Genomic DNA, 17,936 nt, shown 5'->3' on the forward strand with positions numbered 1-17,936 from the left:
CTGCAATAAATTAAGGTCTACCTTACTTAGCGCGGGTTAACTATGTCCGGAAGTCGGATTTGATCCTCGTGTTCGGGTCCGGTTCATGTTCCATCGATGTTGGAGATTGTTGTGAGTCTTGTGTTCGGCGAGGTACTTCACAAGGAGTACGTGACCCCGGGAATGGTTCGTATCGTGTTCGGAGGGGAGGAGCTGACCGCCTTCGAAACCACCGGTACCGGTGACGAATACCTGCGCCTCCACTTCCCGGTCCCGGCTACAGGCGAGTTCGTTCTACCGGCGGAAGATCCGGACGCACCGCGCGGTTGGCGGTACCCGGAGGGCGAGGAACCATCCCCGTGCCAGCCGTACACCGTGCGACGGTTCGATGCCGAAACCAGCCGAATGACAATCGACTTCGTCGTTCACGAGGGCGGAATCGCCAGCGACTGGGCGCAGAAAGCCGAGATCGGTGACAAGTTGGCGATCGGCGAGTCTCGTGGCCTCTACGAGCCGCCGGCCGACGCACGCTGGCAGGTGTTCGTCGCCGACGCAACCGGACTCCCCGCACTCGGTCGTTTGATCGAACAGTTGCCGGCCGGTATGTCGGCCAAGGCGATCGTCGAGGTGGTGGACGAGTCGCACAAGCAGCAGATCACCTCGGACGCCGACGTCGAGTTCATCTGGCTGGTCGGCAGTGGCAACGGTGTTGCACCGTCGAAGCTGCCGGACGCGGTTCGCGCGATGAACCTGCCCACCGAACTCGGATACGTGTGGGTTGCAGGCGAGAGCACGATGCTCCGTGACATCCGCAAGTACCTTCGCCACGAACTGAAGTTGCCGGGTGAGCAGTACAAGGTCATCGGCTACTGGACGTACAAGGCCGAGGTCTGGAACGCGAAGTACGAGGCCCTCGACGAGAGTGTCCGCGCGGCACTCGATGCGGCCTGGGAATCGGACCGCGACGAGGAAGAGATCCGCGACGAGGTCGAGAAGACTCTAGAGAGCGCCGGCTTGTGACCGTTGGATTAGACAAGAGTGCCGTCGACCAGAGTGCGGCTGACGAGAGAGCCGTCGACAAACACACCGAAGAACTGATCGACGAGTCGCTGCAAGAGAAGCAAAAGCAACCGGACGGCCTGGTATCGACCAACTCTCGTCGTATGGCGGGTCTTCTGGTGTGCCTGGTGGTGCTCGCCGCCGTGCTCCTTCTGAGTATCGCGGTGGGATCGAAGACCATTCCGTTCGGGACCGTGATCGACGCGCTGGTGAACTACGACGACTCGAACGATCACGTGATCATCCGTGACCTGCGGCTGCCGCGTACTCTGCTCGGTCTGATAGTCGGCATGGCGCTCGGCGTGGCCGGTGGCCTCATCCAGGCGATGACACGAAATCCCTTGGCTGACCCCGGAATTCTCGGTGTCAATGCCGGCGCAGGCTTTGCGATGGTTGTTGCCGTCGCGGTCTTCGGCCTGACCAGCATCTGGTCGTACATCTGGTTCGCGTTCCTCGGAGCGGTGATAGCCACGGCGATCGTCTACACGCTGGGCTCGATCGGCCGAGGTGGTGCGACGCCCATTCGGCTGACGCTGGCCGGTGTTGCCATCGGCTCCGTGCTCGGCGGCATCTCGTCCGGCATCACCTTGCTCAACCCGACCGCCTTCGACCAGATGCGCCAGTGGAATGCCGGCTCACTCAGCGGACGTTCCCTGGAAATCGTTCTGGCTGTTGCGCCCTTCATCCTCATCGGGCTATTCCTGGCGCTCGCGTTGGCGCGCCAACTCAACGCCGTGGCCTTGGGTGACGATCTGGCACGTTCGCTCGGTGCCAACATCACTCGCACTCGTATCCTCGGTGTCATCGCGGTGACCTTGCTGTGTGGCGCAGCGACAGCTGCGGCCGGCCCGATCGGATTCGTCGGTCTGATGGTTCCGCACGTCGCGAGATGGTTCGTCGGACCGGATCAGCGATGGATTCTCCCGTACACGTTGGTGTGCTCGCCGATTCTGCTTCTCTTCTCCGACGTCGTCGGCCGAATCGTGCTGCGCCCGGGTGAACTTCAGGTCGGCATCGTCACGGCATTCATCGGAGCTCCGGTGCTGATCATGCTGGTGCGTCGAAGCAAGGTGAGCGGTCTGTGAGCATCGATTTCGGGCGCCCCACCACGGTGGTGCGCTCACCCAAAGAAGGCTGGTCCGCGCGGATCGACGTCCGCACGGTCACGGTCTGTCTCATCCTCGTTGCGCTTGCACTGGCGATCGGCGTCATCGCCCTCGGTAGTGGTGACTACCAGGTGCCGATCGGGGACGTTCTCGGCGCACTGTTCGGCGAAGCGCCCGCGCGTATCCACATGGTTGTCGTGGAATGGCGTCTGCCCCGAGTTCTGTTGGCGCTGATGCTCGGTGCGGCACTCGGCATGAGTGGTGCAATCTTCCAGTCGCTCACCAGGAACCCGTTGGGTAGCCCGGACATCATCGGCTTCAACTCCGGTGCGTACACGGGCGCTCTTGTGGTCATCCTCCTCATCGGTGGTACTTACTACGAGATCGCAGTCGGTGCTCTGGTGGGCGGAATCGCGACCGCAGCAGTTGTTTACCTCCTTGCGTACAAGCGTGGTGTGCAGGGATTCCGGTTGATCATCGTCGGTATCGCCATCAGTGCGATGTTGGGCTCGGTCAACACCTGGATGATTCTCAAGGCGAAGCTTGACGACGCCATGGCCGCGGCAGTGTGGGGTGCCGGTTCGTTGAACGGTCTCGGCTGGACTCAGGTGTGGCCGGTGGTCGTCGTGCTGGCCATCCTCGTTCCGCTGATCCTGGTGTTGGGCAGGCGGATGCAGATGCTCGAGATGGGCGACGACGCCGCCAAGGCGCTCGGCGTCCGGGCCGAACCCACGCGGCTTTCCCTGGTTGTTCTGGGTGTCGCTCTGACGGCCATGGTGACAGCAGCGGCCGGACCGATCGGGTTCGTCTCGCTGGCGGCTCCGCAATTGGTGAGGCGATTGACCGGTAGTGCCGGAGTGACCCTGCTGCCGTCGGCAGCAATGGGTGGCGCGTTGTTGATGGTCAGCGACTGGGTGGCGCAGCGAGCTTTTGCACCGACACAGTTGCCGGTCGGCGTCGTCACCGTCTCCATCGGTGGCATCTATTTTGTATGGCTTCTCGCGCGAGAGGCCCGTAAGCAGTGATCGGTGAAGGAACGAGGAACAGCGTGAACGAGGCAAGTGCGGCGGGCGTCGTGGCTGAGAAGACGAATCGGCTTCGCGCCGAGGACGTCACGATCGGGTACGACAAGCGCGTCATCTCGGAGCACCTCGATGTCGAGATCCCCGACGGTGGCTTCACCGTCATCGTCGGTCCCAACGCCTGCGGCAAGTCGACACTTCTGCGTGCGTTGTCCCGGTTGCTCAAGCCGACCACCGGCAAGGTTCTTCTCGACGGCAAAGCGATCACGTCGTACCCGGCCAAGGAAGTTGCGAGGCGGCTCGGGCTTCTGCCGCAGACGTCGATCGCCCCGGACGGTATCAAGGTCGCCGATCTGGTTGCGCGAGGACGTTATCCGCATCAGAAGCTGATCCGTCAGTGGTCGCGAGAGGACGAGGCCGCCGTCATCAAGGCGATGGAGGCAACCAAGGTCACGGATCTGTCGGCAAGGCCGGTCGACGAACTGTCCGGTGGTCAGCGCCAACGTGTCTGGGTCGCGATGGTTCTCGCGCAGCAGACTCCGTTGGTGCTGCTGGACGAGCCGACGACGTTCCTCGACATCGCGCATCAGATCGAGCTTCTGGAGTTGTGCCGCGATCTGAACGAGAACGACGGGCACACGCTGGTGGCTGTGCTTCACGATCTCAATCACGCGTGCCGCTACGGAACTCACATCATCGCGATGAAGGACGGCGCCGTCGTCGCCGAAGGCCCGCCCGCGGAGATCATCACCGAAGAACTGGTGCAGGAGGTGTTCGGCATGGCGTGCCGCATCATCGACGATCCGGTTTCCCACACACCACTTGTCATTCCGCTGGGACGCGAGCGTCAGCGAAACATCGAAGGAGCAAAGGTATGACACTCGTCCTGGATACGCAGGTCACCGATTCGGAGTGGGCTCAGATCGTCGACCGCATTTCACGGCGCCGATTCTTCGGTGGCGCAGCCGGTGTGGCTGCAGCACTGGCGCTGAGTGCGTGTGGAACTTCCGATGCCGAGTCGGACTCGGCCAGTGACACTCTCCCGTACACGTGGGGCGAGTTCAGCGGCGACGTTCCGCGCGACCCCAAGCGCGTTGTGGTGCTGGACGGACGCGTCGACCTCGAATTCGCGATGATGATGGACTACCCGATCGTCGGTTCGGGGAACTTCTGGTTCCCCGATGCCAAGGCAGGATTCCAGTTTCCCGGCCGCACCATCGAGGACGCGAGCTTCGTCAACGTAGCCGGCGATTTCTCCACCAATTTCGAGGCTCTGCTCGCTCTCGAACCCGATCTGATCGTGATCACTGCGATCGGTTACACGAGTGACTGGTACGGCACCGAGCGCTTGTCTTCGATCGCGCCACTGTTGGTGGTCGGCGACGACGTCGAACCGATCGCCGGACACCCGGTCGACTGGCGAGGTGCGCTGATAGCGCAGGCGAGCCAACTCGACCGTGTGGCAATCGCCGAGGCTTCCATCGCGGAGTACGACGACAAGCTCGCGAGACTGCGACCCATGTTGCAGGAGAAGCTGGGCGGAAAGAAGATCGTGTTGGGCGTTCAGACGCCGACCGGATTCCTTGTGCATCAGCGGAATCTGCGGATCAGTGTTGCAATCGATGCCGGCCTGGACGTGCTCTTCCGTGACGACGACAATGCAGAGAACTCGTTCGAGTTGTCGTTCGAGCAACTCGACACCTTGGCTCCGGCGGATGTGATCATCGCCCAAGCTCGCGATCAGGAAGCACTCGACGCGATCAAGACGCAGCCGACATGGCAGCGGTTGCCTGCAGTTCAAGCGGGCAACGTGTTGACCAGCGACGCGCGATACAACCAAGGATTTGCGCTCACCGCGGCCATCTTCCTCGACGTTCTCGAGGAAGCGGCCGGGCGAATCACTGCTGGGCAGTAATTCAGGCGACGTTGCGGGCCTGGTCGAGTAGTTGTGCAACCTGCTCGAACCAGGCGCCGTAATTGGCGTAGGTGTTGGGACGCTTGTCGTCGAAGTCGATCACCTGGTTCGCGGTCACCGCGGGCAGCTTGACGAACACGGGTGATACTGCGAATGCTTCTGCCGACTTCGCGAACTGGAACACGATGTCCGCCGGGTAATCCGGGACCTGCTCCCAGCTGAGGTCGGCCCAGCCTTTGTCGCCTCCCGGTCCGGTGAACTTCACACCGAGTTCTTTCAGATAACCGAACTGGGCGAGCGCCGTTGTGCCTGCGTACAACTCGGAGCTGTCACCGTTCAGGGCGAGGACTTCGATGTCGTCGACCTTGGCCGCGGCAGTTCGGATGCGCTCTGCACCGGATTCGAATGCTTCCTTGCCCTCGCGTGCTGCGGCTGTGTCGGTGTTCCCGCCGAGAGCTTCGGCGAGTGCGGCGTATTCGCTCAATACGTCCGGTGTCGAGGCTCCGGAGAACTTGACGCCGACAAACGGTGCAACATTGTTGACGGTGTTGCCCATCGGCTCGTCCCACCAAGTCCATCGCGTCGGGTCGTCGCTGTTGCCGTACCCGATGACGAGGTCGGGGTCCAGTGCCGCAAGTGCTTCCGCGCTGAGTTCGCCTTCACGGCCGACGACCGTCATGGTCGACTCGTCGGCATGATCGGTGACGTCGGGATTGCCGACGCCGTAACCGAAGATGCCGACCGGCCGAATACCGTAGTCCCACAGCGCAGCAGCGGAATACGCGTCGACGACGATCCGCTCCGGGGCGTGATCGAGGGTGATCGTGTTTCCGTATCCCGTTGTGTAACTCCAGGACTGGTCGGCGGTCCTGGTCTCGGTAGAAGGTGATGCGTCGCTACTTCCGCAACCGGTGAGCAGGAGTGCAGCGACGGCGGGTAGTGCGGCGAATCCGGCGAACCGGCGGGTGAGTTTCATGAAAACCTTCCGAACATGGCGAACTAAGCTAGGTAAGCCTAACCTGATGTTCCGTTCGGGTGTTCTCCGGGTCAGGCGCCCTGCCACATCTGAAGCCATTCGCTCCAGGATGGGGGAGTGATCGACGGTTGAGGTGTTCCGCCGCGAAGTCCGTCGAGCATGAAATCGAGATAACGCGTGTGTATTTCGGTGGCTCGATCGCCCTCGATCGGCAGAGTCGGCCGCAGATGCACTGTCATGAGCATGACGTCTGCAGCAGTGAAGCCGGGCGGGACTTCGCGAGTGTCGACGCAGACGTCGACCATGGATTGCAAGGCGGCCTCCAATTCTTCGGCGGCACGAGTGACTTCGGCGTGTTCAGGCAACCTGCCGCCGAGGACCGGAATGAGCGGTCCCACCGATTCGGTGAGATATCGCGAGAAGAACGTCTTCAATACGGCTTCATCGGTTTTCGCGGCGCTCACGCACTCTCGGGCAAGGGTGGCGAGGTGATCGATCGCCCAGACGCGCAGGGATTGCGCCAGTTCCTCCTTGCCTCGGTATCGGCGATAGATGCTGCCGACGCCCACTCCGGCCCGTGCGGCAATCGCCGATACCGGTGCATTCCAACCCTGTTCGGCAAAAATCTCGCGCGCTGCTCGCAGCACGGTGACGTCGTTGTCTGCGGCTTCTCGGGCGCGTCCGGGGAGGCTCGCATTCTCTTTCGCCATTCCCACAGGCTAGCAATGCATGGTTTACTCAATCGGAACGGAGTGTTCCGTTCCGATTCGATTCATGATTGGAGGAAGGTGTCGATGACGACCTTGGCAGAGGCGCCCACGCGATCCGGGAGCCGGGTGATCGCAGCCCTGGCTGGAGCGGTACTCGTCTACTCGCTCATGCAGACGATGCTGGTACCGGCGTTGCCGGTGTTGGGTGAGCATTTCGACACGTCCGTGGCGGTGACCGGGTGGATTCTTACGTCCTATCTGTTGGCGGCCGCGGTGATGGCTCCGATCGTCGGGGCAATGGGTGACCGGTTCGGCGACAAGCGAGTTCTGGTGATCGTTCTGATCATCTTTGCCCTCGCCACATTCGCCGCCGCGGCAGCGCCGAACATCGGGGTGCTGCTCGTCGTTCGGGCCGTCCAGGGAGTGAGTATGGCGAGCTTCCCGCTCGCGATGGCAGTGCTGCGGAGAACGGTAGTGGGCGCCGAGTTGTCTTCGGGGATAGGTTGGCTCGCTGGGACTTTGGGAATCGGTGCCGGAAGTGCACTGGTGATCGGCGGTGTCATTCTCGAGTATCTCAGTTGGCAGTGGTTGTTCGTGATCACCGGGATCTTGATCGTGCTCGCATTGGTCGCGGTGGTGGCCGTGGTTCCGGGTTCGCATCGCCGGCCGGGTATGCCGACGGACTGGGCCGGTGCCGGAGCACTGGCGTTCGGGTTGGTGAGCCTGCTCCTGGCGATCACCAAAGCCTCCGACTGGGGAGTTCTGTCGCTCGGATTCTGGGGTCTGGTTGTGATCGCGCTCGTTTCGTTCGCGACACTGATTGCCGTCGATTCCCGCCACGACGCGCCGATTGTCGACATGCGAGTCTTTCGGGACAAGCCGATGATGATCACCAGCGCACTCACTCTGGTGTTCGGATTCGTGCCGTACATCTTTTACCTCTGCCTGCCGCGGATCCTCCAGGCGCCGGACACGTCCACGTACGGAAGCGGATTCACTGTCGTGCAGACCGGGTTGGCGCTCTTGCCTGCCGCTGTACTCGTCTTTCTCGGCGGGCGTTTGACGCCGGCTCTCGCGCGGCGATACGGGCCGCGAGTACCGGCGGTAACAGCGCTGGCACTCATGGCGACGGGCGCGATCGGACTCGCAATCTGGCCGAGTTCGGTGGTTGCGATCGTGCTGTTCTTCTCCCTCGTCGGGTTGGGGAACGGCGTGGGGTTCGCGGTCTGTGCTCTGTTGGTTGCTTCGATCGTGCCGCCATCGGAGATGGCAGCGGCCAGTGGTGTCAACAGCGTGATCAGGACCGTGGGATCGGCGGTGGGTGCGCCGGTAACCACAGCAGTCCTGGCGATCGGTATTTCCGGTGATTCGTTCGGAGCGGCGTTCGTGATGGGCGCAGTCATCAGCGTTGTCGCGTGTCTGCCGGCGTTTGCACTTCCGGTGACGAGGGCTGCACAAACGGTTTGAGTTACTGTAGGCTCCCCTAATCGAGACAGTGTGTAACTAAAGCAGGGAGAGAAGGATGCGGCAGCAGTGGGGCCTGCGAGCAACGGCACTCGCAGCGACAGCAACGGCCCTTGTCGGTTGCTCCTCGGGCGTCGATGACGCCGACGCAGCGGCACACGAGTCCTCTGCCGCGCCTGCGCCACAGAAGTTGCTCGCACTGGACGAGTTCGCAGCACTCAACGCGCTCACGCTCGGGGTCAAGCCCGATACGGTCTTTGCCACCCTGCAATCACAGGCGGCGAAGGAGATCTTGCAGAGCGAGGGCGTAGAGGTCATCGACAAACCGACGTTCTTCGAGTCACCCGACGTCGAACAGATCGCAGCAGTCGATCCTGACAGAATCCTGCTCAGTGACGTCGGGTCGCTGACGTCGATCACGGCTCAGGCCAACGAGATTGCCCCGACGACGGTGCTCGCCTATGCGGCGCCGTGGCGCGAAGTTCTGAATACCGCGGCGACTGCTCTGGGTCGAGAGTCCGAAGCTCGCGAAATCGTGTCGAGGCTCGAGACCAAATTTGCCGAAGTATCCGGAACGGTCGAGGCGCAACCGCAGACGTTGTCCGTGCTGGTGGGATTCTCCGGCGGCATCTACACCGTCATCCCACAGTCGCCGATGTCCTCGATCATCGAGGAAGCCGGTTTCAGGCGTCCACAAGCCGAACTCGACGCGAAGATCGGACCGAACACAGGTGTTGCCACGTCTTCGGTGTCGGGCGAGGAGGTCGGGCAGCACGCGGCGGACGCGATGGTCGTGACCTCGGGAAACATCTACGACGGCGCACTGGTACACGCAAATCCGTTGTTCAACGAGATCCCTGCGGTGCAGGCCGGGCGCACGGCAGACGTCAGCGGCGAACTCTGGTTCGGCAGTTATCCCTTCGCGGTCTACTGGATCCTCGAAGACCTCGAGGCACTTGCCGATCGCACACTCACCGGCGCGGAGCTCCAAGGACGCATCGCATCCGACGCCGACGCAGTTACCCGATGGAAGGCGTTCTCGAAATGACGACGACACAGGCCACGAAAGCAGACATTTCATCTGAAGAGGCCGACGTATCACAAGGAGCGGCGGCCGAAGCCTCGCAAGCCAAAGCTGAAGCGGCGGAGCACAAGAGCGCGCTTCGCGAACTCCTTGCTCCAGTGCGCACGCGGACCACCATCGCGATGGTGATGCAGGTGATCGCCGCGGTCGCCGCCATCGTGCCGTACGTGGCCATCGCCGAACTGGGTAAGACGCTGATCGTGGGCGGTGACGTCGACTCGTCCCGTGTCTGGACGATCGTGTGGGTGGTCGTCTTCGGTCTGGGTATGCGTGCGTTCTTCGGAGGCGGTGCGTTGATCGTGACGCACTTCGCCGATGTGAATCTGCAGGCGGTGCTGCGGCGTCGAATCACAGCGACTCTCGGTCGACTTCCCCTGGGCTGGTTCACCTCCCACTCGTCCGGAACCGTGCGCAAAGCCGCGCAGAACGACATCTCCGATCTCCATTACCTGGTTGCGCACAGCGCCGTCGAGACCACCGGAGCCATTGCAGTGCCGCTCGTCGGACTCGGCTACGTGATCTCGATCGACTGGCGTCTGGGATTGGTCGCGATTGCCACGCTCCCGATCTACATGATCGCCTACGCGATGATGACCAAGGACATGGCCGTCAAGATGAGCCGGATGAATGAGGGCATCGCGGCCATCAGCAACACCATCGTCGAGTTCGTCACCGGTATCGCAGTGGTCAAGACCTTCGGTCAGGACAAGCAGTCGCACTCCCGGTACCGCGACGCCGCCAAGGCATTTGCACTCTCGTACGAGGGCTGGGTTCGCCCGATGCTCCGGACCGAGGCGCTGGCCTCGATTGCATTGAGCGCACCGGTAGTGCTGGTGGTCAACCTTGGCCTCGGCTCGTGGTTCGTCCACTCCGGATGGGTGTCACCCATCGATGTGCTGACCAGTTCTCTTGTCGCGATGGTGATTCCGGTGTCGGTGACGACTATCGGTTTCGGTATGCAGGCTCGCCGAGAGGCAGCCGCCGCTGCGGCGCGACTGATTGCGCTGTTCTCGACCGAGGCGCTGCCGGAAACCGATCATCCGAAAAGTCCCGCGGGGAATGAAGTTCGATTCTCCGGAGTTTCTTTCGCCTACGACGACGGCGCCGACGTTCTGACCGACATCGATCTGACGCTGCCGGAGGGCACGGTGACGGCGTTGGTCGGACCTTCGGGTTCGGGTAAGTCGACGCTGGCAACGCTGGTTCCGAGGTTCCACGACGTGCGTGCCGGATCCGTGGCCATCGGTGGTGCCGACGTCAGGGACGTGGCGACCGACGAGCTGTACCGCCACGTCGGATTCGTTCTGCAGGACGTGCAGCTGGTCGAAGCGACCGTGCTCGACAACATTCGGCTTGCCCGACCGCAGGCGACTTCGGCCGAGGTGAAGGCCGCTGCCGCAGCCGCGCAGATCGACACCCGAATCGAAGCGCTCCCGAGAGGCTACGACTCCGTAGTCGGGGTCGACGCCAGATTCTCGGGTGGTGAAGCCCAAAGAGTCTCCATAGCGCGTGCGATTCTCGCGGACACTCCTGTTCTCGTGCTCGACGAAGCAACCGCTTTCGCCGATCCGGAGTCCGAAGCCGATATCCAGGAGGCGTTGTCGCGCTTGACGGTCGGCCGCACCGTGCTGGTGATCGCGCACCGGTTGGCATCGATCGTGAGTGCCGATCAGATCGTGGTCCTCGACGCCGGACGGATCGTGGAGAAGGGCACGCACGATCAGCTTGTGGCGAGTGGTTCAACCTATGCCCGGATGTGGGCGAGTCACAGTCGGGCCGACAGCATCGCTGGTACGTCTGACGCAGCAGGAAAGGCCAACTCATGATTCGCGACCTCTTCCGGATACTCGGCCCGCAGAATCAGGGCCGCTATCGCGAGTTCCTGGTGTGGGCAGTGTTGTACGGCGTGATGCAAGGTTTGGCAGTGGCGCTACTGGTCCCGGCGGTGCAGGCACTGTTCGATCAGGACTGGGGCAGTTTCCTTCGGTGGCTCGCCGCTATGGCCGTGTGCGCTGGGATCAGTTCGATTGCGCATTACCTGCAGGCGATGAAGGGATTCGAGTCGGCCCTCACGCTGCTGAGGACTATGCATCTGCGCCTGGGAGATCATCTCGTCACTCTGCCGCTCGGCTGGTTCGGCGCCGGCCGACTCGGCCAGGTATCGCAGGTTGCCAGCAAGGGCACCATCTCGGTGATGGGGGCGGCTGCGCACCTCATGACACCGATCATCTCCGGAATCGCCAGCCCGGCAACCATTGTCGTGTGCATGTTGTTCTTCGACTGGCGGCTCGGGCTGGCACTGATGGTCAGCGTTCCGATTCTGTTCGCGGCAGCCAGATTTGCCTCGACGATGACTGCCAAGGCCGACGATCGGGCACATGCCGCAGCCGTCGAATCGAACAATCGAGTGCTCGAATACGCTCGTTGCCAACCGGTCCTGCGTGCTTTCGGACGCACACACGGGGTGTACGAACCGCTCGACGACGCGATCGAAGCGCAACACACTGCGGGTCGTTCACAACTGTGGTTCGTGGTGATCGGGTCCGTGGTCAACGGGATCGCCCTGCAATTCGTCTTCTCTGCCGTGATCATCCTGGGTGCATTCCTCGCGCTCGGCGGCGACATCGACCCTGTCACGTTGATCGCGCTACTCGGCCTGACCGCACGGTTCATCCAACCGCTGGGTGAGATCGGCGAGTTCGGCGGTGCAATCAGAATGGCACGCAACGAAATCCGTCGGATGTCCGAGATCCTCGAAGTGGAACCACTGGTAGAACCCGATACCAGCGGGCAGCCGACGGGGGAGACGGCCGTGCAGTTCGACGCCGTCGACTTCGGCTACGCGGACGGTGGGCAGGTGCTGCGGGACATCTCCTTCGAGGTGCCGCGGAAGTCGCTGACGGCGTTGGTCGGTCCGTCAGGGTCTGGCAAAACCACCGTCACCCGGCTGATCTCGCGCTTCTACGACGTCGACTCGGGGGTGGTGCGTGTCGGCGGCGTCGATGTGCGGGACCTCACGAGTGCCGATCTGATGTCGCAATTGTCCTTGGTTTTCCAGGACGTGTACCTCTTCGACGACACGTTGATCGCGAACATCCGCCTCGGTCGCCCCGAAGCCACGGACGATGACGTCTTCGACGTGGCTAGGATCGCGGGCGTCGCGGAAATCGTCGAGCGACTTCCGCGGGGTTGGGACACCCGCGTCGGTGAGGGTGGGACGGCACTGTCCGGTGGAGAGCGGCAGCGGGTCTCCATCGCGCGCGCACTCCTCAAACGCGCACCTATCGTTCTGCTCGACGAGGCGACGGCCGCGCTCGATCCCGAGAACGAGGCCCATGTACAGCGTGCGATGCAGGAACTCGCCAGTGAAAGCACACTGCTCGTGATCGCGCACAAGCTGTCGACTGTCGTGGCCGCAGACCAGATCATCGTGCTCGGTGACGACGGATCGATCGTCGAAGTGGGAACCCACGAAGTTCTGCTCGCAGCCGGTGGGAACTACGCCGCGTTCTGGAACCAGCGCCACCGTGCGTCGGGATGGCGGTTGGTAGCGGGCTGAGCAGGTGGCAGGCTGAGCAGAATGCAAACCGGAAAGAAGACGGGGCGGCCGCCGACGTTGTCGACAGTGGACATCGTCGAGGCCGCCCTGGCTGGTGATCTGAGTGAATTGACCATGCCTAGTGTGGCAAAACGTCTGGGCGTCAGTCATTCTGCACTTTATCGCTACTTCGCGGACCGTGAAGCGCTGCTGCGGGCTTGCGCGGATCACGTTGTGCGTCAGACTGTATGGCCGGACACGGATCGTCCGTGGCGTGAGTTTCTGAAGGATTTGTGCGACGTTCTGTGGTCCTCGTTCGAGCGCTATCCAGGTCTAGCCCAGGTCGGTCTCGCAGTTCCGGGCACGCCACCGGCGATAATCGAGATCGTGGAGAAACTGGTCGGTTCGTTGACTGCGCAGGGTTTCACACCACACGACGCGGTCCTGGCGGTGGACTTCATCTCCGAGGTGACCATGACGCAGTTCGCAATGATGGCGGCAATGGACAAGACCGTGAGCTCCGCGGATTCGCGTTCTGCGCGCCAGGCGTATCAGGAGAGTTGGAATGCGTCGGAGTCGTTGGTCGAGGGGATCGGCGACGAATCGACGTGGCACGGGCGAGGTTGGTTGGACGAGAAGATCACGATCATGCTCGACGGCCTGGAAAAGCGTGTTATCGGCTGACATTTCTACTAGCTTTGAGAGTAATGCCCGTTTCGGCGTGATACAGGCTAATGTGCACACATAGGACGGGTGGTTGCTGCACCGGGAGGCGGGGATCATGGATCTCGAAGCGATTGTTCTCATCCAAAGACTCAAGTACCGATACGCACGCGCCTTGGACACCAAATCGTGGGTCGAATTTGCCGACACTCTGACCGTCGACGCCACCGCGATCTACGGAGAACAACTCAGTTTCGATTCCCGAGATTCGTTCGTCTCCTTCCTCGAGAACACCCTCGGATCACACGTCATCACTGAACATCAGTGCGGGCAACCCGAGATCGACGTCGACGGAGACACCGCAACCGGGATCTGGTGCCTCGCGGACACTGTGGTGATCCCCGAAGACGGCATGCTTCTTCGCGGATCGGCCTTCTATCACGACAGATACACCCGCTGCAGCGACGGTGAATGGCGAATCTCCCACACGAGCTACGAGCGAACCTGGGAATCGGTGGTGGCACTAGCCGACATGCCGAGTTTCCGATTGACGTCCAACAAGTGGGCACTGCTGCAGCAACCGTCGTTCGGCGACTCGGTAGTTCGCAACGTCTCCTGAGGCCGCCCGCGATTAGAGTCGGCTCATGGTTGATGCAGATTTTTCGCTGCCTGACGTACGGACGTGGATTCGCGGTATCCCCGCACTGACCGGAACTCCGCCGCCCGCGCCTGAACATTTTCCGGAAAAGCCGGGAGAGCTGTTCCTCGACTGGCTCCGTGCGGCCGTGGCCTTCGGCGTCGTCGAGCCACACGTGTGTGCGCTCGCGACCGTCGACAGTGACGGTATGCCCGATTCCCGCTTCCTCATCCTCAAGGACGTGACCGAGGGCGGGTTCTGGTTTTCTGGTTCAGCTGCTTCGCCGAAAGGCATTGAGCTGAAAGAAAATCCGCGAGCATCGCTCGCCTTCTACTGGCGTGAGACGGGCCAGCAGGTCCGGATCCGCGGGTTGGTTCGCGAGGGCGACGACGCACTTCGAAGCCGAGACTTCGTCGAACGCTCCGTCACTGCGAGAGCGGTGGCGACCGCAAGTAAGCAGAGCGAGGTGCTCGAAGACTTAGGGGCGTACGACGCCTCGGTGGCCGCTGCGGAAGCAAGAATCAGTGACGACCCAGGGTTCGTGTCGGAGGACTGGCGTGCGTGGTGCCTCGAGCCGGAGTCTGTCGAGTTCTGGCAGGCAGACTCCGGGCGTCGGCATCAGCGATGGTTGTACCGGCGCGGCTCGGACCGAGCATGGACACGAGCAGTGCTGTGGCCCTGAACAGCGGGGCCCTGAAAAACAGCTGGGTCGAGCTCAGCTGGCGCTGATCTCCGGCGATACGAGGTTGACGACGATCGACTGTCCACCGAGCTTGGCGTGGATTTCGGGATGTTCGAACCCCGAGGACAACAGGTAGCTGCCGAGCATCGTGAGCAACTCGTCCAGATCCATCGTGGGATCGGAGGAATGGGTGCTCGAGGGTGAGGCCTGATTCGCGATGAGTTCGGTGTGGGTGAGTCGACCGGCCACTCGAACGGCGGCTACGCCCATCGCGTCGCGCCGTACGACGGTGCGACTCCGAGTCTCGAGTGTCCTCGATGATTCGCGTGTTGAAGCTGGCACTGAAAGGTCCTCTCCGCTGCTGTGTGCGGCCGTGGTTCGGGCAGGAAGCGGAAACGTGAATGCATCCGATTGCTTCGGTGCGGTCGACAGAAAATCCGCTGTGGCGGTGGCACTGCTGGAACCGTTGCTCGTGGAAAGGTTGCTCGCAGAACCGTTACCCGTGGAAAGGTTGCTCGCAGAACCATTACTCGCGGAACTACTGGCTCTCGATCCGTTGCCGGAACCGTTGGCGCCCGTTATTCCGTGAGAATTCTTGTCTTCCATTGTTTCGCTCCTGATGCCCGTAAACAGACCGCTGGTTTGCTTAATCGACGCAAACATACCAGGAGTCTGTTTACTGTTACACCCCTTGTGGAGTTCGGCGTTGAATGCGCAGCCACATCGCAAAGCCCCACAATACGAAGAATGCGTAGACCAGATAGAGGATTGCCGACGGGTAGTACCCGGCCCGGAATAGAAGGGGAACGCCGACAGCGTCGACGCCGATCCAGATGAGCCAGAACTCGGTCCAGCCGCGTGCCATCCCGTACGTCGCGAGGATCGAGCCGGTGAAGATCCAGGCCTCCGCCCACGCTCCGTACGAGCCGAGAAGGTCGAAGATCCAGGCGAAAGCGATTGTGCCGCTTGCCATGACGGCGATCATGGCGACTCGCTCGCGAGTTGTCGCCCAGTGGGGCAGGACTGCGCGACCGGAGTCACGTGCCCCACGTCGCCACTGGGTCCACCCGTAGACGCTGACGGTGATGAACAACAACTGACGGCCGGCCTGGCCGTAGAGATTGAGCTCTTGCGGCGTGTGGAAAAGTGCGCCCATGAAGACCGTGAACAACAAGGCATTTCCGGCTATACCGACAGGCCACGCCCATACCGAGCGTCGCGCGCCCGCGATCGCGGAGCCTATTCCGAACGCGTTTCCGATGATCTCTCGCCAGAGAATCGTGGCGCTGCCGATGTGCAGTTCAGCGTCGAACAGCGCCTCGATCAGGCTCATCAGTCCGCAGCAGCGACGAGGGGTTCGAGCGTCAGATCCGGCAGTTCCTTCTGGATGTACTGCAGGCGCCACTTGTCACTGACAAGGGCGAGCAGGACACCGTCGGATCGGGTGAAGACCTCCACACCGCGCTGACGGTTCAGTTCGACCTCGGACGCGGCGTCGGTACGGCGGGCCAATGCGTAGCCGAGTGGTTCCATCTTGGCCTCGACGTTGAACTCGGCCTTCATGCGCGCTGCGACGACCTCGAACTGCATCGGGCCGACAGCAGCCATGACGGGGGAGGCGTCGCCGCGGATGTCGTTGCGGAGAATCTGGACGACGCCCTCGGAATCGAGTTGATCGACTGCACGGCGGAACTGCTTGTACTTGCCGGCGCTTTCGGCGCGCAGGATCGAGAAGTGTTCCGGCGCGAACGACGGGATCGGCGGGAACTCCACCTTCTTCTCGGTGTACAGCGTGTGGCCGGGTGCGAGTGCGGTGGCGTTGACGAGGCCGACGACGTCGCCGGGGAACGCGGATTCGACGGTGGAACGTTCACGGCCGAATACCGTCTGCGCGTACTTGGTCGTGAAGGGCTTGCCGGTTTGAGCGTGTGTGACAACCATGCCGCGCTCGAACACGCCGGAGACGATGCGCATGAACGCCAGACGGTCACGGTGCGCGGTGTCCATACCGGCCTGCACCTTGAAGACGACCGCACTGAACGGATCGGTGACCTCGCGCGGCTTGCCGCTGAGGTCTTCGCGGCCCCGCGGCGGCGGCGCCAATTCGACGAGAGTGTCGAGGATCTGGCGGACACCGAAGTTGAGCATCGCGGACGCGAAGATCACCGGGGACGTCTGACCGGCGAGGAACATCTCCTGATCGTGGTCCTGGCCGGTAGCGGAGAGCAGTTCACTCTCCTCGGCCGCGGTCTCCCACTCGGAGCCTTCCTTGGCGAGCGCCGCGTCGGCGTCCATGACCTCTTCGGGGGCGATCTTCGCGCCGCCTGCGGTACGGGTGAAGCGGACGTACTCGCGAGCCTCACCGTCTTCGCCGCGCCGCAACAGTCCTCGGAAGTCGCCGGCGATGCCGACGGGCCAGTACAGGGGAGTGGGCGTGAGGCCGATGCGTTCGCTGATCTCGTCGAGCAGTTCGAGAGGAGTCTGGCCGGGACGGTCCCACTTGTTGATGACCGTGATGACCGGAATGCCGCGGTGACGGCACACCTGGAACAACTTGAGCGTCTGCGGTTCGAGGCCCTTGGCAGCGTCGATGAGCATGACCGCTGCGTCGACGGCGGTCAGGACGCGGTACGTGTCCTCGGAGAAGTCGGAGTGACCGGGGGTGTCGACGAGGTTGATGACGTTGATCTGCTCGTCCGGGGTCTCGGACGAGTGGTAGTTGAACTGCAGTGCGGTGGAACTGACGGAAATGCCGCGGGCCTTCTCCATCTCCATCCAGTCCGAGACCGTCGACTTGCGTCCGGCCTTGCCGTGGACGGCACCAGCCTCGGAGATCTTCTTCGCGTGCAGTGCCAGCGCTTCGGTGAGTGTCGACTTACCGGCGTCAGGATGCGAGATGACGGCGAAGGTGCGGCGACGCTCCGCCTCGGCGGACAAGCCCTTGGTCGTCGTCGTGACCGCGACCGACCCGCTCTCGGTTGAATCGGGGCCTTCGGTGTCGGACTGGACAGTCGAGTCGGAAGGGACGGTCGAGTCGGACGGGGTAGTCAACGAAGAACCTCTCGAAGTGGGCGTCGGTGCCGGCGACGTGCCGGTGCGCG

18 protein-coding genes are annotated in these 17,936 nt (G+C 62.4%); 13 read left to right on the forward strand and 5 right to left on the reverse strand.

Translation table 11 applies throughout. The features are described from left to right. Positions 1 to 111 precede the first annotated feature (111 nt). From B0E55_RS04870 to B0E55_RS04890, 5 genes are read left to right on the forward strand one after another with little or no spacing between them, the layout of a single operon-like run. Positions 112 to 999 carry a siderophore-interacting protein gene (locus B0E55_RS04870; protein WP_020970316.1) on the forward strand — a complete coding sequence of 296 codons (888 nt, stop codon included), beginning with the start codon at positions 112 to 114 and terminating at the stop codon, positions 997 to 999. Further along, positions 996 to 2,123, forward strand: a complete 1,128-nt coding sequence (locus B0E55_RS04875; RefSeq protein WP_020970315.1) for a Fe(3+)-siderophore ABC transporter permease — start codon at positions 996 to 998, stop codon at positions 2,121 to 2,123. The genes B0E55_RS04870 and B0E55_RS04875 overlap by 4 nt, the downstream gene beginning before the upstream one ends. Further along, positions 2,120 to 3,169, forward strand: a complete 1,050-nt coding sequence (fepG, locus tag B0E55_RS04880; protein ID WP_019744683.1) for an iron-enterobactin ABC transporter permease — start codon at positions 2,120 to 2,122, stop codon at positions 3,167 to 3,169. The genes B0E55_RS04875 and fepG overlap by 4 nt, the downstream gene beginning before the upstream one ends. Before the next feature lie 23 nt (positions 3,170 to 3,192). Then, positions 3,193 to 4,044 (forward strand): ABC transporter ATP-binding protein, encoded by an 852-nt coding sequence (locus tag B0E55_RS04885; protein WP_044479581.1) that lies wholly within the window; start codon positions 3,193 to 3,195, stop codon positions 4,042 to 4,044. Beyond that, positions 4,041 to 5,081, forward strand: coding sequence for an ABC transporter substrate-binding protein (locus B0E55_RS04890; protein WP_080909187.1), 1,041 nt, complete (start codon positions 4,041 to 4,043; stop codon positions 5,079 to 5,081). Before B0E55_RS04885 ends, B0E55_RS04890 begins: the two co-directional genes overlap by 4 nt. 1 nt (position 5,082) lies before the next feature. On the opposite strand, the gene B0E55_RS04895 is transcribed toward B0E55_RS04890, so the two are convergent. Next, the gene (locus B0E55_RS04895; protein WP_080909188.1) at positions 5,083 to 6,057 is read right to left on the reverse strand and encodes an ABC transporter substrate-binding protein; all 975 of its coding nucleotides are present in this window, start codon (positions 6,055 to 6,057) and stop codon (positions 5,083 to 5,085) included. Between the two features lie 71 nt (positions 6,058 to 6,128). Next, on the reverse strand, positions 6,129 to 6,767 hold the full coding sequence (locus tag B0E55_RS04900; RefSeq protein WP_080909189.1) for a TetR/AcrR family transcriptional regulator: 639 nt from the start codon (positions 6,765 to 6,767) through the stop codon (positions 6,129 to 6,131). Positions 6,768 to 6,851: 84 nt separating this feature from the next. Here B0E55_RS04900 and B0E55_RS04905 point away from each other — a divergent pair, with 84 nt between their 5' ends. From B0E55_RS04905 to B0E55_RS04935, 7 genes are all read left to right on the forward strand, one after another. Next, entirely contained in the window at positions 6,852 to 8,234 is a 1,383-nt protein-coding gene (locus tag B0E55_RS04905; RefSeq protein WP_080909262.1) for an MFS transporter, read from the forward strand. 55 nt (positions 8,235 to 8,289) lie between these two features. Next, on the forward strand, positions 8,290 to 9,279 hold the full coding sequence (locus B0E55_RS04910) for an ABC transporter substrate-binding protein (protein WP_080909190.1): 990 nt from the start codon (positions 8,290 to 8,292) through the stop codon (positions 9,277 to 9,279). Beyond that, the gene (locus B0E55_RS04915; RefSeq protein ID WP_241896006.1) at positions 9,276 to 11,141 is read left to right on the forward strand and encodes an ABC transporter ATP-binding protein; all 1,866 of its coding nucleotides are present in this window, start codon (positions 9,276 to 9,278) and stop codon (positions 11,139 to 11,141) included. The genes B0E55_RS04910 and B0E55_RS04915 overlap by 4 nt, the downstream gene beginning before the upstream one ends. Next, a complete protein-coding gene (locus tag B0E55_RS04920; protein WP_080909192.1) occupies positions 11,138 to 12,874 on the forward strand; it encodes an ABC transporter ATP-binding protein in 1,737 nt (578 codons plus the stop codon). The genes B0E55_RS04915 and B0E55_RS04920 overlap by 4 nt, the downstream gene beginning before the upstream one ends. A 21-nt stretch (positions 12,875 to 12,895) precedes the next feature. Then, a complete protein-coding gene (locus B0E55_RS04925) occupies positions 12,896 to 13,537 on the forward strand; it encodes a TetR/AcrR family transcriptional regulator (protein WP_020908585.1) in 642 nt (213 codons plus the stop codon). A 97-nt stretch (positions 13,538 to 13,634) separates the two neighbouring features. Next, positions 13,635 to 14,135 (forward strand): nuclear transport factor 2 family protein, encoded by a 501-nt coding sequence (locus tag B0E55_RS04930; protein ID WP_020970307.1) that lies wholly within the window; start codon positions 13,635 to 13,637, stop codon positions 14,133 to 14,135. Between the two features lie 25 nt (positions 14,136 to 14,160). Beyond that, positions 14,161 to 14,835: a pyridoxine/pyridoxamine 5'-phosphate oxidase gene (locus tag B0E55_RS04935; RefSeq protein WP_060939776.1), complete on the forward strand. Its 675-nt coding sequence runs from the start codon at positions 14,161 to 14,163 to the stop codon at positions 14,833 to 14,835. Between the two features lie 33 nt (positions 14,836 to 14,868). Here the strand turns inward: B0E55_RS04935 and B0E55_RS32590 are convergent, their stop codons facing one another. Further along, a complete protein-coding gene (locus B0E55_RS32590; RefSeq protein WP_283301934.1) occupies positions 14,869 to 15,177 on the reverse strand; it encodes a hypothetical protein in 309 nt (102 codons plus the stop codon). A 55-nt stretch (positions 15,178 to 15,232) separates the two neighbouring features. Between B0E55_RS32590 and B0E55_RS32595 the strand changes: the two genes are divergently transcribed. After that, the gene (locus B0E55_RS32595) at positions 15,233 to 15,424 is read left to right on the forward strand and encodes a hypothetical protein (RefSeq protein ID WP_443216802.1); all 192 of its coding nucleotides are present in this window, start codon (positions 15,233 to 15,235) and stop codon (positions 15,422 to 15,424) included. 93 nt (positions 15,425 to 15,517) lie between these two features. Here B0E55_RS32595 and pnuC read toward each other — a convergent pair whose 3' ends face one another. Beyond that, the gene (gene pnuC, locus B0E55_RS04945; RefSeq protein ID WP_019744670.1) at positions 15,518 to 16,168 is read right to left on the reverse strand and encodes a nicotinamide riboside transporter PnuC; all 651 of its coding nucleotides are present in this window, start codon (positions 16,166 to 16,168) and stop codon (positions 15,518 to 15,520) included. Then, the gene (locus B0E55_RS04950; protein ID WP_135000451.1) at positions 16,168 to 17,772 is read right to left on the reverse strand and encodes a peptide chain release factor 3; all 1,605 of its coding nucleotides are present in this window, start codon (positions 17,770 to 17,772) and stop codon (positions 16,168 to 16,170) included. Before B0E55_RS04950 ends, pnuC begins: the two co-directional genes overlap by 1 nt. Positions 17,773 to 17,936: the final 164 nt, after the last annotated feature.

This window comes from Rhodococcus sp. 66b, from assembly GCF_002076325.1.
Classification (GTDB): domain Bacteria; phylum Actinomycetota; class Actinomycetes; order Mycobacteriales; family Mycobacteriaceae; genus Rhodococcus_F; species Rhodococcus_F erythropolis.